The organism is Pseudomonas sp. KB_12, from assembly GCF_052114545.1.
Lineage (GTDB): Bacteria > Pseudomonadota > Gammaproteobacteria > Pseudomonadales > Pseudomonadaceae > Aquipseudomonas > Aquipseudomonas brassicacearum.
This window is the reverse complement of sequence record NZ_JBFREY010000009.1, coordinates 203,378-218,457: the sequence shown is the minus strand read 5'-3', so window position 1 is coordinate 218,457 and position 15,080 is coordinate 203,378. Positions and strand designations below refer to the sequence as shown.

Below are 15,080 nucleotides of genomic sequence, written 5' to 3'. Positions count from 1 at the left end.
TGTGCCCTCACTCCGGCATTGCTCCGTGGGCCCGCCGCGAAGGGCCATCCATGGCCCAGCGCGGCTAACCCGGCATCCATGCCGGGTTGCCCACTCCACAATGCCTGCGTTCGGCCAGCGTGGTTAACGGGGCGCCGAGATCAACGTCCTTTCCGAGGCGGCCTAGTAGCCGACCTGGCTCTCCCGGTCGTACACCCATCAGATCTGTTTGAGCAGGACCTGTGGGAGCAAAGCTTGCTCGCGAGGCGGCCTAGCAGCCGACCTGGCTCTTCGGCCGTGCCTCGATCCTATTGTGGGAGCGAGCCTGCTCGCGAAGAGGCCGACAAACCCAGCATCCATGTGACTGAACCACCGCTATCGCGAGCAAGCTCGCTCCCACAAGGTTTACCGTTGATCAATCTGTGGCGTGATGGCTGGGCAGCTTTTGTGGCGAGGGAGCTTGCTCCCGCTTGAGTGCGCAGCGCTCATCGCTTTTGGGGGCCGCTGCGCGACCCAGCGGGAGCAAGCTCCCTCGCCACAGGACCGTGCCGCTCCCAAAAAGCTTGTGGTATCCAACATCACCTCAAACTGACCCTACGCTTTCGCGAGCAAGCTCGCTCCCACAGGAGGAACGCGATCTCACCAAGAGCCAGGTCGGCTATCAGGCCGCCTCGTGGTGGACGTTGATCTCGGCGCCCCGTTAACCACGATGGCCGAACGCAGGCATTGCGCAGTGGGCATCCCGGCATGGATGCCGGGATAGCCGCGCTGGGCCATGGATGGCCCTTCGCGGCGGGCCCACGGAGCAATGCCGGAGTGAGGGCATGCCGAGCCCTAGCGAGGCACCGAGTGGTGGGGCAAAAGCGTTTTGCTTACTTTTGCGCTTCTCAAAAGTGAGCCGCCGTAAGGGCGGAACCATAAGCAGCCGTTACCCAAAAAACGGATATACCCCCAAATCCCAAACATAAAAAAACCCGCATCACTGCGGGTTTTCTCACAACGCTAAAACATCAATTAACCTTAGCGTTCAACTCACCTTTCAGATACCGCTGATACATAGCCTCCAGAGAGATCGGCTTGATCTTGGAAGCATTACCCGCAGTACCAAACGCCTCATAACGCGCAATACACACATCACGCATCGCCGTCACGGTCGCACCGAAGAACTTACGCGGATCAAACTCGCTCGGGTTGGTCGCCATCAAACGACGCATGGCACCAGTAGAAGCCAGACGCAGATCGGTATCGATGTTGACCTTGCGCACGCCGTACTTGATGCCTTCGACGATTTCCTCAACCGGCACGCCGTAGGTTTCCTTGATGTCGCCACCGTACTGGTTGATGATCGCCAGCCACTCTTGTGGAACCGAGGAAGAACCGTGCATCACCAGGTGGGTGTTCGGGATGCGCTTGTGGATTTCCTTGATGCGGTCGATCGCCAGCACGTCGCCGGTTGGCGGCTTGGTGAACTTGTAGGCGCCGTGGCTGGTGCCGATGGCGATGGCCAGGGCGTCGACCTGGGTCTTCTTGACGAAGTCCGCCGCTTCTTCCGGATCGGTCAGCATCTGGCTGTGGTCCAGCACGCCTTCGGCGCCGATGCCGTCTTCTTCACCGGCCATGCCGGTTTCCAACGAACCCAGGCAACCCAGTTCGCCTTCCACCGACACGCCGCAGGCGTGGGCCATGGCGACGGTCTGCTGGGTGACGCGTACGTTGTACTCGTAGTCGGTCGGGGTCTTGCCGTCTTCGCCGAGGGAACCGTCCATCATCACCGAGCTGAAGCCCAGCTGGATGGAACGCTGGCAGACGTCCGGGCTGGTGCCGTGGTCCTGGTGCATGCACACCGGGATGTGCGGGAATTCTTCGATCGCAGCCAGGATCAGGTGACGCAGGAACGGCGCGCCAGCGTATTTGCGGGCACCGGCCGAAGCCTGGACGATCACCGGAGAGTCAGTCTTGTCAGCGGCTTCCATGATGGCGCGCATCTGCTCAAGGTTGTTGACGTTAAAGGCTGGAACGCCGTAGCCGAACTCGGCTGCGTGGTCCAGCATCTGACGCATGCTGATAAGTGCCATTGTGTCTCTCTCCCGGTCGAGGGTCGTTAATCGTGCCAGCCTGCCGGAGCGGCGGCGGCTATTCAAGTCATTGCGGATCGGGGGTCGGTCCCGGTCTGCGTGTTCGGTATCGCTAAACCCAGATACTGACGCAATCCCTGTGGGAGCGAGCTTGCTCGCGATGAGGGCGGCACATGCAACATCACTGTCGCCTGCTACACCGCTATCGTGAGCAAGCTCGCTCCCACATGGGTTCTGTTCCAGCCTCTGGATCCGTGTGGATCAATCTTGTCACTCGGCCTTGCAGCCGCGCCCAATCAAATCATTGGTGGCGACCCAATAAACCAGGCCTTCCTCACCCTTGACGTGAAACGCCAGCATGTCATCGCTGTACAGTGAACCTTCAGCACCCGGTTCAAGCTTGAGGCGATAAACCTTATCGGCGCCGCCCAGGCGTACATCGACTTCCTTGTGGGCGGTGTCGGTGTAGCGCCAGAGCACCTTGGCCTCGCTGTCACAGGTCCAGGTCGTCCAACCTTCAACAGGTTCGGACGTGTGCAAAAAGTCCAACTGCGCACAACCGCCCAGCAATGCCAACGCCACGACGGCGATCAAGCCTTTCATCCGTGTTCCTCGACGGACGGCACACGCCGCCAGCCATGAGTTAAGAGTCAGACCCGTCAAGGACAACCATGTTCCTTGGTCGGGGTTTGCGTCTCGTATTTGTCCAGGCCGTCCGGTCCGGAACGCTTGTTCAGCACCGGGTTGGTCTCGGCCTGCCAGTCGGCCTGATAACAGCCGTCTTCGGGCGCCGGCGTGCCGGGTTGCGAGGCCGGAGCCTGCGGGCCGCTTGAGCAGGCCACCAGCATCGTCGCCGCCAACAGCAACGGGATCGTCTTGACCATCAGAACACTCCTTTGCCTGGTCAATGCAGCTTCAGGCCTTGGCCCGGCTTTCCAGGACTTCCACGGCTGGCAACACTTTGCCTTCGACGAACTCGAGGAATGCGCCACCGCCAGTAGAAATGTAGGAGATCTGCTCGGCCACGCCATATTTGTCGATGGCCGCCAAGGTGTCGCCGCCACCGGCGATGGAGAACGCAGCGCTTTCGGCAATGGCCTGGGCCAGCACCTTGGTGCCGTTGCCGAACTGGTCGAACTCGAACACGCCGACCGGGCCGTTCCACAGGATGGTCTTGGAAGATTTCAGCAGTTCGGCGAAGTTGGCTGCGGTTTGCGGGCCGATGTCGAGGATCATGTCGTCCTCGGCTACGTCATCGATCAGCTTGACGGTGGCAGTGGCGCTTTCTGCGAACTCCTTGGCCACGACCACGTCCACTGGCAACGGTACGCTGACCTTGGCGGCGATTTCCCGAGCGGTGTTCAGCAGGTCCGGTTCGTACAGGGATTTACCGACCGGGTGACCCGCAGCGGCGAGGAAGGTGTTGGCGATGCCGCCACCGACGATCAACTGGTTGCAGACCTGGCTCAGGCTGTTGAGCACGTCCAGCTTGGTGGAGACCTTGGAGCCGGCAACGATGGCGGCCATCGGCTGGGCCGGGGAGCCCAGGGCCTTGCCCAGTGCGTCCAGCTCGGCAGCCAGCAACGGGCCCGCGGCGGCGACTTTGGCGAACTTCGCCACGCCGTGGGTCGAGCCCTCGGCACGGTGGGCGGTGCCGAACGCGTCCATCACGAACACGTCGCACAGGGCGGCGTATTGCTGGGCCAGTTCGTCGGCGTTCTTTTTCTCGCCCTTGTTGAAGCGCACGTTTTCAAACAGCACGACATCGCCGGCTTTCACGTCCACGCCGCCCAGGTAGTCAGCGACCAATGGCACTTCACGGCCCAGGGCACGGCTCAGGTAATCGGCCACAGGCTTGAGGCTGTTTTCCGCCGAGAACTCGCCTTCGGTCGGACGGCCCAGGTGGGAGCAGACCATCACGGCCGCGCCTTTTTCCAAGGCCAGCTTGATGGTCGGCAGCGAGGCCAGGATGCGCGCGTCGCTGGTGACAACACCGTCCTTGACGGGGACGTTGAGGTCTTCGCGGATCAGTACGCGCTTACCTTGCAGATCGAGGTCGGACATCTTCAACACGGTCATGGGTCGCAATTCCTGGGTAACTGTTTAGAGAGCAGGTTTTTTAGAAGCGGTTTGCAGGTAATGCTCGGCAACGTCCAGCATTCGGTTGGCAAACCCCCATTCGTTGTCGAACCAGGCCAGGATGTTCACAAGCCGAGGCCCGGAAACACGGGTCTGGCTGGCATCGACGACGGCCGAATGTGGGTCATGGTTAAAATCACAACTGGCATGAGGCAACTCGGTGTAGGCCAGAAGGCCTTTGAGCGGACCGCTGGTGGCGGCTTCGCGCAGGATCCGGTTGACCTCGGTGGCGTCGGTATCGCTCACGGTCTGCATCGTAATGTCGAGACAGGACACGTTGACCGTCGGCACCCGCACGGCTTTGGCCTGAATTCGCCCCGCAAGTTCCGGCAACAGCCGTTCGATGCCGCGCGCCAGACCAGTGGACACCGGAATCACCGATTGGAACGCCGAACGGGTGCGGCGCAAGTCCTCATGGTGGTAAGCGTCGATCACCGGCTGGTCGTTCATCGCCGAGTGAATGGTGGTGATCGACACGTATTCCAGGCCAATGGCCTGGTCCAGCAGGCGCAACAGCGGCACGCCGCAGTTGGTGGTGCAGGACGCGTTGGACACCAGCAGCTCTTCGCCGGTCAGGCAATCCTGGTTCACGCCGTAGACGATGGTGGCGTCCACGTCCGCTTCACTGGCCATCGGCTGGGAGAACAACACCCGTGGCGCGCCGGCAGCGAGAAAACGCTGGCCGTCTTCGCGGGTGTGGTAGGCGCCGGAGCACTCGAGCACCAAATCCACATCCAGGGACGCCCAATCGATGCCTTCGGGGGTGGCGCTGCGCAAGACCTTCACGCAGTCGCCATTAATATGCAGACAATCGCCCTCGACCCGCACTTCGCCGGGAAACCGGCCGTGGGTGGAGTCGAAGCGTGTCAGGTATTCGATACTGGCCATGTCGGCCAGGTCATTGATCGCCACAATCTCGAAACCGGCCTTGGCCCCCCGTTCGAACAACGCACGCAGGACGCAACGACCTATCCGGCCGTAGCCGTTGAGTGCAACTTTGTAGGGACGCGGTTGGGGCATGGGGTTCTCGATTAGCGGGGTGAATCCTTCAATCCTGCATGGCCTGGACTGGCGCTATCGCGAGCAAGCTCGCTCCCACATGGGATTGCATTCCAAATGTGGGAGCGAGCTTGCTCGCGAAGGCGTCAGTTCAGACGACGCAACTTTCGGATCAGTCTTCCAGCAGCTCTTCAGCCTGACCCAGGATGTTTTCCAGGGTGAAACCGAATTCCTCGAACAGCGCCGGCGCAGGCGCCGATTCGCCGTAGGTGGTCATGCCGATCACACGACCTTCCAGGCCCACGTACTTGTACCAGTAATCGGCGTGAGCAGCCTCGATGGCGATCCGCGCACTGACCTGCAGCGGCAACACCGCTTGCTTGTAGCCGGCATCCTGGGCATCGAACACGCTGGTGCAAGGCATGGACACTACGCGCACGTTGCGGCCCTGCTCGGTCAGCTTGTCGTAGGCCTGGACGGCCAGGCCGACTTCAGAACCGGTGGCGATCAGGATCAGCTCAGGCTCGCCGATGCAGTCCTTGAGCACATAGCCGCCACGAGCGATGTCGCCGATCTGGTCGGCATCGCGGTTCTGGTGCTGCAGGTTCTGGCGGGAGAAGATCAGCGCCGATGGACCGTCGTTGCGCTCGATGGCGTGTTTCCAGGCCACCGCCGATTCCACGGCATCGCATGGGCGCCAGGTGTCCAGGTTCGGCGTGCAACGCAGGCTCGCCAGTTGCTCAATCGGCTGGTGAGTCGGGCCGTCTTCGCCCAGGCCGATGGAGTCGTGGGTGAACACATACAGGATGCGTTTTTTCATCAGCGCCGACATGCGCACGGCGTTGCGGGCGTATTCCATGAACATCAGAAAGGTCGCGCCGTAAGGCACCAGGCCGCCGTGCAACGCCACGCCGTTCATGATCGCGCTCATGCCGAACTCGCGAACGCCGTAGTACATGTAGTTGCCGCTGGCATCTTCAGCGCTGACGCCTTTGCAGCCTTTCCACAGGGTCAGGTTGGAACCGGCCAGGTCGGCCGAACCGCCCAGCAGTTCCGGCAACAATGGGCCGAAGGCGTTCAGGGTGTTCTGGCTGGCCTTGCGGCTGGCGATGGTTTCGCCCTTGGCGGCGACTTCAGCGATGTACGCCGAGGCTTTTTCGGCGAAGTCGGCCGGCAGCTCGCCGCTGAGGCGACGCACCAGCTCATTGGCCAGCTCAGGGAATTCGGCGGAATACGCAGCGAAACGCTGATCCCATTCGGCTTCGACCGCGCGACCTTTTTCCTTGGCATCCCACTCGGCATAAATGTTGGCCGGGATTTCGAACGGGCCATGGTTCCACTTCAACGCGGCGCGGGTCAGGGCGATTTCCTCGGCACCCAGTGGCGCGCCGTGGCAGTCTTCCTTGCCTTGTTTGTTCGGCGAGCCGAAACCGATGGTGGTCTTGCAGCAGATCAGGGTCGGCTGGGCGCTTTTGCGGGCGGTCTCGATGGCGGTCTTGATCTCTTCCGGATCGTGGCCGTCGACGTTGCGGATCACCAGCCAGTTGTAGGCTTCGAAACGCTTGGGAGTGTCGTCGGTGAACCAGCCTTCGACTTCGCCATCGATGGAGATGCCGTTGTCGTCATAGAAGGCGATCAGCTTGTCCAGGCCCAGGGTGCCGGCCAGGGAGGCGACTTCATGGGAAATGCCTTCCATCATGCAGCCATCACCCAGGAATACGTAGGTGTGGTGATCGACGACGTTATGGCCGGGGCGGTTGAATTGCGCCGCCAGGACTTTTTCTGCCAATGCAAAACCTACGGCGTTGGCCAAACCCTGGCCCAATGGACCGGTGGTGGTTTCCACGCCTGGGGTGTAGCCGTATTCCGGGTGGCCCGGGGTGCGGCTGTGCAGTTGACGGAAGTTCTTCAGGTCATCGATCGACAGGTCGTAGCCGGTCAGGTGCAGCAGCGAGTAGATCAACATCGAGCCGTGACCGTTGGACAGTACGAAACGGTCACGGTCGGCGAAGGCTGGGTTGCTCGGGCTGTGCTTGAGGTAGTCGCGCCAAAGCACCTCGGCGATATCCGCCATACCCATGGGGGCACCGGGATGGCCGCTGTTGGCTTTCTGCACGGCATCCATGCTGAGGGCACGAATGGCATTGGCACGCTCACGACGGCTGGGCATCGCTGTTCTCCTGCGGGTATTGAATCGAGAATGAATAAAAATGGAACTGAAAAAAGGCGAGCATTTTCCCTCACCCACCCGCCCCGGGGCAATGACAGATAGTCATCCTTGGGCGTTTTTCCGGTGGATAAAGTCGCATTAGCCAGGTGAAACCTTTCCGCTGATGGCTTGTAGAGTCAAGCACAGGTTGGGAAGTGCCATTTATCCACCAATATCAAAACTTTTTGATATTGAACTTGCGATGATCCAAACCCCTCACTAGACTGCCCCACTATGAAACAGACTGCCGCACTATGAACTTACCTGCGCCGTCCATTCGCCATGACGACTGCGATGAACTGGCGGCCCTTTGCAAGGCCGGCGGCGATCCGTTGCGGCTCAATGTATTGCGCGCCCTGGCCAACGACTCGTTCGGCGTGCTGGAACTGGCGCAGATCTTCGGCATCGGCCAGTCCGGCATGAGCCACCACCTCAAGGTCCTGGCCCAGGCTGACCTGGTGGCGACCCGCCGGGAAGGCAACGCCATTTTCTATCGCCGCGCCCTGCCCCACACCGACCTGCTGGGCGGCAAGTTGCACGCCGCGCTGCTGGACGAAGTGGACGCGCTGAACCTGCCGACGGACGTGCAGGCTCGCATCGCCCAGGTACACGGGCAACGGGCCGCCGCCAGCCAGGACTTTTTCGCCCGGGTCGCCGAGAAATTCCGCGCCCAGCAAGACCTGATCGCCGGACTGCCGCAATACCGCGAAAGCGTCGTGGCGCTGCTCGATAAACTAAGCTTCGAAGCCACGGCCACGGCGATCGAAGTCGGCCCCGGCGATGGCGCCTTTCTGCCGGAGCTGGCGCGACGCTTCAGCCAGGTGACGGCGCTGGACAACAGCCCGGCCATGCTTGAGCTGGCGCGCCAGGTGTGTGAACGCGAGGCCCTGGCTAACGTCAGCCTGCAACTGGCCGACGCCCTGGATGGCATGAGCCTGCAGGCCGACTGCGTAGTATTGAACATGGTGCTTCATCATTTCGCCGCGCCGGCCGATGCACTCAGGCACATGGCCGCCCTGCTGCAACCGGGCGGCAGCCTGCTGGTGACGGAGTTATGCAGTCACAACCAGAGCTGGGCCAGGGAGGCCTGTGGCGATCTCTGGCTCGGTTTCGAACAGGACGACCTGGCCCGCTGGGCCACCGCTGCGGGCCTCGTGCCCGGGGAAAGCCTCTATGTAGGCTTACGTAATGGTTTCCAGATCCAGGTCCGCCACTTTCAGCGGCCGACTGGCGACACTCACCAACGGTAACTTGTAGGAAAACATCGAGATGAGCGAATACTCCCTTTTCACCTCCGAGTCCGTGTCTGAAGGGCATCCGGACAAAATCGCCGACCAGATTTCTGATGCGGTGCTGGACGCCATCATTGCTGAAGACAAGTTCGCCCGCGTGGCGTGCGAGACTCTGGTGAAAACGGGCGTGGCGATCATCGCCGGCGAAGTCACTACTTCGGCCTGGGTCGACCTGGAACAGATCGTCCGCGACGTGATCCTGGGCATTGGCTACAACAGCTCCGACGTCGGCTTCGACGGCGCGACCTGCGGCGTGATGAACATCATCGGCAAGCAGTCCCCCGACATCAACCAAGGCGTTGACCGGGCCAAGCCGGAAGACCAGGGTGCCGGCGACCAGGGCCTGATGTTCGGCTACGCCAGCAACGAGACCGACGTGCTGATGCCGGCCCCGATCACCTTCTCGCACCAGTTGGTTCAACGCCAGGCCGAGGCCCGTAAATCCGGCCTGCTGCCTTGGCTGCGCCCGGACGCCAAGTCCCAGGTGACCTGCCGTTACGAAGGCGGCAAGGTGGTGGGTATCGATGCCGTTGTCCTGTCGACCCAGCACAACCCCGATGTGTCCTACAAAGACCTGCGCGAGGGCGTGATGGAACTGATCGTCAAGCACGTGCTGCCTGCCGAGTTGCTGTCCAAGGACACCCAGTTCCACATCAACCCGACCGGCCAGTTCATCATCGGCGGCCCGGTGGGCGACTGCGGCCTGACCGGTCGCAAGATCATCGTCGACAGCTACGGCGGCATGGCCCGTCACGGCGGCGGCGCGTTCTCCGGCAAGGACCCATCGAAGGTTGACCGTTCGGCGGCCTACGCCGGTCGTTATGTCGCCAAGAACATCGTCGCCGCCGGCCTCGCCGAGCGCTGCGAGATCCAGGTGTCCTACGCCATTGGCGTGGCCCAGCCTACGTCGATCTCGCTGAATACCTTCGGCACCGGCAAGATCGGCGATGACAAGATCATCAACCTGGTCCGTGAAGTGTTCGACCTGCGTCCATACGCCATCACCACCATGCTCGACCTGCTGCACCCGATGTACCAGGAGACCGCCGCCTATGGCCACTTCGGTCGTACGCCGCAGACCAAGACCGTGGGTGACGATACCTTCACCACCTTCACCTGGGAAAAAACCGACCGCGCCGACTCCCTGCGCGCCGCTGCCGGCCTGTAATACCGGCGGGTAAAGAAAAGCCCCTGGCGACTCGGTCGCCAGGGGCTTTTTCATGCCTTTGTGTTTTCATGCTTTTGTGGCGAGGGAGCTTGCTCCCGCTGGGCTCTGTAGGAGCTGCCGAAGGCTGCGATCTTTTGATCTTTCGCTTGAGACTCAAGTGTCCGGAGAAAGATCGCAGCCTCGTTGCACTCGACAGCTCCTACAACGCAACCCAGCGGGAGCAAGCTCCCTCGCCACTGGGCTGGTCATCGAATTCAAGCCCGCCGTGCCACCAGCAAAAACGAAGCCGCACTGGCGAGCAGCCCCGCACACATCCGATTGAACAGGCGCTTGCCACTAGGCCGGGCGAACAGCCGTCGCGCGTAAATGCCCATGTAGCAATACAAGCCGATGGCGATGCACTCCAGTGCCAGGAACAAACCACCCAGCACGGCGAATTGTTGAGTGACGGTGCCTGTACGGTCGACGAATTGCGGCAGGAACGCGGTAAACAACAGGATCGCCTTCGGATTGCCGATCGCCACCAGGAACTCCTGGCGCGCCAGGCCGGCCCGGCTCATCGACGCGACCGCGGCTTCACTGCCGGCCTCGGGCTGGGCCCGCCACAATTGCACCGCCAAATAGAACAGGTAACCGGCACCGACGAGCTTGATCCCCAGGAACAGCAACTCCGAGGTGTGCAGCACCGCGGTAAGCCCCACCGCTGCCAGGGCGATCATGATCGCAAATGCCAGCAATCGACCAATGCCGCCACTGCACGCCCGGACGAAGCCATAACGTGAGGCGTTACTGATGGACAGCAGGTTGTTCGGCCCCGGCGCCATGTTCAGCGCAAAGCAGGCCGGGATGAAAACAGCGAGCGTCGACAGTTCCATCGGGAGCATTCCAGGCAGCGGCGAATCGAAAGCCCATTCTGCGCCGGCCGTTGCCGAGGACAAGGCACAGTTGCGCGGCTAAATCGCCCCGCACTGTACCGCCGCGATTTTGCCACCAGGCTCCGCAAAATCCGGTAACGCTCCGGGCCTCGCAACTTCCGGGACGGTGGCTAGCCTTCAGTACTCAACCCAGCAAGGATGCTTCGATGCCACCGTTTTTGTATGCACTCGCCTGTCTTGTCTTCATTGCCATTCCTGCGCTCGCCGCGCCCTGTCCCGACTGGCCCGCTGAACGCGCCCGGGCCGAGATCGCCGCGCTGCAACAGCAAATCGACACCTGGGACGACAGCTATCACCGCCTCGGCCAATCGCTGGTGGCCGACGAACTGTATGATCAGTCCCGCGCACAGTTGGGCCAATGGCGCAGTTGCTTCAACCTCGCGGCGCCCGACGATCCCCTGGGCTCAGCGGGCGGAAAACTGCCGCACCCCGTCGTCCATACCGGCCTGGAAAAATTGAAGGATGCCGAGGCTGTGGGGACCTGGCTGCACGGTCGAGAGGACGTCTGGGTCCAGCCGAAGGTCGACGGCGTGGCGGTAACCCTGGTCTACCGCAAGGGTCACCTGCATCAGGCAATCAGCCGTGGCGATGGCGTCCAAGGGCACGACTGGACCACGAATGCGCGCAAGATCGCCGCCATCCCGCATCGACTCCGCCAGCCTGTGGACCTTGTCGTTCAGGGCGAGCTGTACTGGCGCCTGCTGGATCATGTCCAAGCCAACAATGGCAGTGTGAACGCCCGGGGCACCATGGCGGGTTTGATGGCACGCGGCAGCTTGACGGTGCACGATGGGATATATATCGGCCTGTTTGTCTGGGAGTGGCCTGACGGACCGGACACCCTGCCCGAGCGAATGGCCGCTCTGAGGGAGTTGGGTTTCGCCGACACCCTCGACTACAACCAACCTGTGCGGACATTGGCCGATGCCGAGCAGTGGCGCGATCACTGGTACCGCACACCGCTGCCATTCGCCAGCGACGGGATCGTCCTGCGCCTGAGCCGCCGCCCACCCGCCGACCGCTGGCAAGCCAGGGCGCCATTCTGGAGCGTCGCCTGGAAATACCCGTATGCCCAGGCGCTGGCCGAAGTGCGCAAGGTGCACTTCAAAGTCGGTCGTACCGGGCGCATCACGCCCGTACTGGAGCTTGAACGCATCCGGCTCGACGACCGGTGGATTCGCCGGGTAAGTGTCAGTTCCCTCCAGCGTTGGGAGGAGATGGACATTCGTCCCGGCGACCGGGTCGCCATCAGCCTGGCCGGGCTGACCATCCCACGGCTCGACAGCGTCGTGCTGCGCAGCGTCGAGCGGCAGGACCTCAACGCCCCTGCGCAAACCGATTACCACTTCTTGAGTTGCTGGCAACCGACAGCCGGCTGTGAAAGCCAGTTCCTCGCACGACTGGGCTGGCTCAGCGGCAAACAAGGGCTTGCCCTGCCCCACGTCGGCCCGGGCACCTGGGAAAAGCTGCTGGCCGCCGGACGACTCGACGGATTGCTGGATTGGATGACCCTCGATGCCGCCGAGCTTGCTAACATTGCCGGCTTCGGCGAACACAGCAGCACCCGCCTGCTCGCCAGCCTGCACAGCGCCCGGCAACGCCCTTTCGCGCAATGGCTCAAGGCCCTGGGCCTGCCGCCCGCTGGTGAGGCCCGGCTGGAAGGGCCGTGGCAGGTGCTGGCCGAGCGCAGCACCGAACAATGGCAAGCCGAGGCCGGCATCGGACCGGGACGCGCCGCGCAACTGAGCGCATTTTTTCGCGACCCGCAGGTGCTGGCCTTGAGTGACGTATTACGCACTGCCGGGGTCGACGGTTTTTAATCCGGGCCCTGTGCGGTTGAACCCAAGGGGCAAGCATGCGTTCCAACAGCGCATCTGTACCGACCGCTCGCGATTTTTTACGGAGTTGCTATGAATTTCCTGTCCCCCGTTGCCCTGCTGGTCTTATGCAGTGCCATGGCCGCCCCCTTGATGGCGGACGAGCAAACCCCGGAGCTCACCGGTTGCGCGGCCAAGCGCCAGGGCATCATCAACCAGATCGAACTGGCCAAGTCCCGTGGCAACCAGGACCAGCAGGCAGGCCTGGAAACCGCGTTGGACGAAGTCACCAGCCATTGCACCGATGCGTCCTTGCGCAAGGAGCGTGAAAACAAGGTGCTCGATGCCAAGCACGAGGTCAGTCGGCGTCAGGCCGACCTGGAAAAGGCCATGAAGAAAGGCGACGCCGAGCGGATCAACAAACGCAAGGACAAGCTGGCAACCTCCCGCAAGGAGCTGCAGGAAGCGGTGGACGAGCTGGACAAGTGAACCTTGAAAAGATCGCAGCCCCCTACAGGTTGAATACGATTCCCCGTAGGTGCTGGCAAAGCCTGCGATCTTTCAAGACATGTCAATGATCGCGAAACTCCTTATGACACGCACTGCACGCATCCTCGACCTTTTGCACCGCCGGCCCCAAGTAACTGGCCTTGTAGGGTTGGACGTTGCTGGCGGTCACCAACTCACCGGTGGCGGCTTCAAGGTTGCGGGCCATTTCCTGGAAACGCGCCTGCTTTTGCCAGACTTCATCCCGGGCGCTGGTGTGGTCTTGCTCGCGCACTTGCGGGAAGTGTTTCCACGGCTCATGAGAGAGTTGATCCAGTTGCGCCGCGCCTTCGGCAAATCGTGGACCATCGAACGGGACTCGCCCACGCAACATGCCGCCCAACTCTTCGTTGGTCTTGAGCATCTGCTTGAAGATCGCCTTGCGCTGGCCAAGGGGAGAATTGGGATCGACGCCACCACAGGCGGACAACATCAGGCAGGCCAGTACGGCCATGGAAAATCGTTTTACAAACATCTTGGCCTCGGGGCAGGAAACGGCAGTTAGTATCCTCGGGTCATCGGTAAAGACCAATGGCCCTATCAACAATACGGGTTGTTCGAGCGCCTGACAGCGTTCGAATGACTGCAAAGGAAATCTTCATGAACAGCTGCATCAAGACCTGGCACAAAGGCCTGGCATTGACCCTACCGCTGATCGCACTGTTGGCCGGTTGTAATCGCGGCGAAAAGGTCGAAGAACCTCAGACCCACGCCCTCGCCACCTATGTCAGCGCACCGTGGGAGGCGTTGCCGTCGGTGTCCGATGCAGACCTGCTGGCCGGTTTCGGCTCCTGGCGCAGTGCCTGCACCCGGCTCAAGGCCGATGCGACCTGGGGCCCGACCTGCGCGGCAGCGGCCAATGTGCCGCAAACCGCACAGGATGTACGCAATTTCCTGAAACAGAACCTGGACGTCTATGGCCTGCGCTCGGGAGACAACAGCCCCAACGGCCTGATCACCGGCTACTACGAGCCGGTCTACCCCGGCAGCCTCACCCAGACCGCCACGGCGAATATCCCGGTCTACGGTGTGCCGGAGGACATGATCATTGTGTCGCTGGACAGCATTTACCCTGAACTCAAGGGCAAACGCCTGCGTGGCCGCCTCGAAGGTCGAGTGCTCAAGCCCTACGACGACGCGGCCACCATCGAAACCAACGGCGTAAAGGCACCGGTCATCGCCTGGCTGACCGACCCCATGAACCTGCAATTCCTGCAAATCCAGGGTTCGGGACGCATTCGACTCGCCGATGGCCGCCAGCTGCGCATCGGTTATGCCGACCAGAACGGCCACCCTTACCGTCCCATCGGGCGCTGGCTGGTTGAACAGGGCGAACTGAAGAAAGAAGACGTGACCATGGGCGCCATCAGTGCCTGGGCCAAGGCCAACCCGAACCGTATTCCCGAATTGCTGGGCAGCAACCCCAGCTACGTATTCTTCAACCGTAACCCCGACAGCAACGAAGGCCCGCGAGGCTCGCTGAATGTACCGCTGACAGCCGGCTACAGCGTGGCGGTGGACCGCAAGGTGATTCCGCTGGGCAGCCTGCTCTGGCTATCCACCACCCGACCCGACGGCAGCACCTTGAACCGGCCCGTCGCCGCCCAGGACACTGGCGGTGCAATTGCCGGCGAAGTGCGGGCGGACCTGTTCTGGGGCACGGGCGAGGCGGCCGGGCAACTGGCCGGGGACATGAAGCAACAAGGGCAGATCTGGATGCTCTGGCCCAAGGGCATGGCGTTGCCGCAAGTGCCACAGGTGGCGAATGCGGTTACCGCCAATCCCTAGGATCCCAATCGCGAGCAAGCTCGCTCCCACTTTGGATCGGGTGTGTACACAAAATATGTATTCACCCAGATCAACTGTGGGAGCGAGCTTGCTCGCGAAGAGGCCCGCACAGACGCCAGAAATTCACCAGCCA

At 61.9% G+C, this 15,080-nt stretch carries 13 protein-coding genes; 5 read left to right on the top strand and 8 right to left on the bottom strand.

Translation table 11 applies throughout. The features are described 5' to 3' along the window. Nucleotides 1–989: 989 nt before the first annotated feature. From fba to tkt, 6 genes are all read right to left on the bottom strand, one after another. Nucleotides 990–2,054 carry a class II fructose-bisphosphate aldolase gene (fba, locus tag AB4Z20_RS10180; RefSeq protein WP_003177554.1) on the bottom strand — a complete coding sequence of 355 codons (1,065 nt, stop codon included), beginning with the start codon at nt 2,052–2,054 and terminating at the stop codon, nt 990–992. 270 nt (nt 2,055–2,324) lie between these two features. After that, nucleotides 2,325–2,657 carry an MliC family protein gene (locus AB4Z20_RS10175; RefSeq protein ID WP_003206388.1) on the bottom strand — a complete coding sequence of 111 codons (333 nt, stop codon included), beginning with the start codon at nt 2,655–2,657 and terminating at the stop codon, nt 2,325–2,327. 56 nt (nt 2,658–2,713) lie between these two features. Then, nucleotides 2,714–2,938: a hypothetical protein gene (locus AB4Z20_RS10170; RefSeq protein ID WP_214509942.1), complete on the bottom strand. Its 225-nt coding sequence runs from the start codon at nt 2,936–2,938 to the stop codon at nt 2,714–2,716. A 31-nt stretch (nt 2,939–2,969) separates the two neighbouring features. Further along, nucleotides 2,970–4,133, bottom strand: a complete 1,164-nt coding sequence (locus AB4Z20_RS10165) for a phosphoglycerate kinase (protein ID WP_442089828.1) — start codon at nt 4,131–4,133, stop codon at nt 2,970–2,972. Between the two features lie 24 nt (nt 4,134–4,157). Beyond that, nucleotides 4,158–5,213: an erythrose-4-phosphate dehydrogenase gene (gene epd / locus AB4Z20_RS10160; RefSeq protein WP_442089827.1), complete on the bottom strand. Its 1,056-nt coding sequence runs from the start codon at nt 5,211–5,213 to the stop codon at nt 4,158–4,160. Nucleotides 5,214–5,364: 151 nt separating this feature from the next. Continuing rightward, the gene (gene tkt, locus AB4Z20_RS10155; protein WP_253470115.1) at nt 5,365–7,362 is read right to left on the bottom strand and encodes a transketolase; all 1,998 of its coding nucleotides are present in this window, start codon (nt 7,360–7,362) and stop codon (nt 5,365–5,367) included. A gap of 293 nt (nt 7,363–7,655) precedes the next feature. On the opposite strand from tkt, the gene AB4Z20_RS10150 reads away from it, so the two are divergent. Further along, on the top strand, nt 7,656–8,651 hold the full coding sequence (locus AB4Z20_RS10150) for an ArsR/SmtB family transcription factor (protein ID WP_253470117.1): 996 nt from the start codon (nt 7,656–7,658) through the stop codon (nt 8,649–8,651). Nucleotides 8,652–8,670: 19 nt separating this feature from the next. Continuing rightward, nucleotides 8,671–9,861, top strand: coding sequence for a methionine adenosyltransferase (metK, locus tag AB4Z20_RS10145; protein ID WP_258689595.1), 1,191 nt, complete (start codon nt 8,671–8,673; stop codon nt 9,859–9,861). Between the two features lie 254 nt (nt 9,862–10,115). On the opposite strand, the gene AB4Z20_RS10140 is transcribed toward metK, so the two are convergent. Beyond that, nucleotides 10,116–10,736, bottom strand: a complete 621-nt coding sequence (locus tag AB4Z20_RS10140; protein ID WP_014340629.1) for a LysE family translocator — start codon at nt 10,734–10,736, stop codon at nt 10,116–10,118. Between the two features lie 206 nt (nt 10,737–10,942). On the opposite strand from AB4Z20_RS10140, the gene ligB reads away from it, so the two are divergent. Then, nucleotides 10,943–12,616, top strand: coding sequence for an NAD-dependent DNA ligase LigB (ligB, locus tag AB4Z20_RS10135; RefSeq protein ID WP_442089826.1), 1,674 nt, complete (start codon nt 10,943–10,945; stop codon nt 12,614–12,616). 90 nt (nt 12,617–12,706) lie between these two features. Then, on the top strand, nt 12,707–13,102 hold the full coding sequence (locus AB4Z20_RS10130; RefSeq protein WP_212797954.1) for a DUF1090 domain-containing protein: 396 nt from the start codon (nt 12,707–12,709) through the stop codon (nt 13,100–13,102). An 82-nt stretch (nt 13,103–13,184) separates the two neighbouring features. Here the strand turns inward: AB4Z20_RS10130 and AB4Z20_RS10125 are convergent, their stop codons facing one another. Then, nucleotides 13,185–13,634, bottom strand: a complete 450-nt coding sequence (locus AB4Z20_RS10125; RefSeq protein ID WP_003206409.1) for a c-type cytochrome — start codon at nt 13,632–13,634, stop codon at nt 13,185–13,187. A 125-nt stretch (nt 13,635–13,759) separates the two neighbouring features. Between AB4Z20_RS10125 and mltA the strand changes: the two genes are divergently transcribed. Then, nucleotides 13,760–14,947: a murein transglycosylase A gene (gene mltA / locus AB4Z20_RS10120; RefSeq protein ID WP_214509949.1), complete on the top strand. Its 1,188-nt coding sequence runs from the start codon at nt 13,760–13,762 to the stop codon at nt 14,945–14,947. Nucleotides 14,948–15,080: the final 133 nt, after the last annotated feature.

Bases quoted from the DNA above. Each gene is read 5' to 3' on its own strand.
- fba (WP_003177554.1), bottom strand. From the start codon at position 2,054: ATGGCACTTATCAGCATGCGTCAGATGCTGGACCACGCAGCCGAGTTC.
- AB4Z20_RS10175 (WP_003206388.1), bottom strand. From the start codon at position 2,657: ATGAAAGGCTTGATCGCCGTCGTGGCGTTGGCATTGCTGGGCGGTTGT.
- AB4Z20_RS10170 (WP_214509942.1), bottom strand. From the start codon at position 2,938: ATGGTCAAGACGATCCCGTTGCTGTTGGCGGCGACGATGCTGGTGGCC.
- AB4Z20_RS10165 (WP_442089828.1), bottom strand. From the start codon at position 4,133: ATGACCGTGTTGAAGATGTCCGACCTCGATCTGCAAGGTAAGCGCGTA.
- epd (WP_442089827.1), bottom strand. From the start codon at position 5,213: ATGCCCCAACCGCGTCCCTACAAAGTTGCACTCAACGGCTACGGCCGG.
- tkt (WP_253470115.1), bottom strand. From the start codon at position 7,362: ATGCCCAGCCGTCGTGAGCGTGCCAATGCCATTCGTGCCCTCAGCATG.
- AB4Z20_RS10150 (WP_253470117.1), top strand. From the start codon at position 7,656: ATGAACTTACCTGCGCCGTCCATTCGCCATGACGACTGCGATGAACTG.
- metK (WP_258689595.1), top strand. From the start codon at position 8,671: ATGAGCGAATACTCCCTTTTCACCTCCGAGTCCGTGTCTGAAGGGCAT.
- AB4Z20_RS10140 (WP_014340629.1), bottom strand. From the start codon at position 10,736: ATGGAACTGTCGACGCTCGCTGTTTTCATCCCGGCCTGCTTTGCGCTG.
- ligB (WP_442089826.1), top strand. From the start codon at position 10,943: ATGCCACCGTTTTTGTATGCACTCGCCTGTCTTGTCTTCATTGCCATT.
- AB4Z20_RS10130 (WP_212797954.1), top strand. From the start codon at position 12,707: ATGAATTTCCTGTCCCCCGTTGCCCTGCTGGTCTTATGCAGTGCCATG.
- AB4Z20_RS10125 (WP_003206409.1), bottom strand. From the start codon at position 13,634: ATGTTTGTAAAACGATTTTCCATGGCCGTACTGGCCTGCCTGATGTTG.
- mltA (WP_214509949.1), top strand. From the start codon at position 13,760: ATGAACAGCTGCATCAAGACCTGGCACAAAGGCCTGGCATTGACCCTA.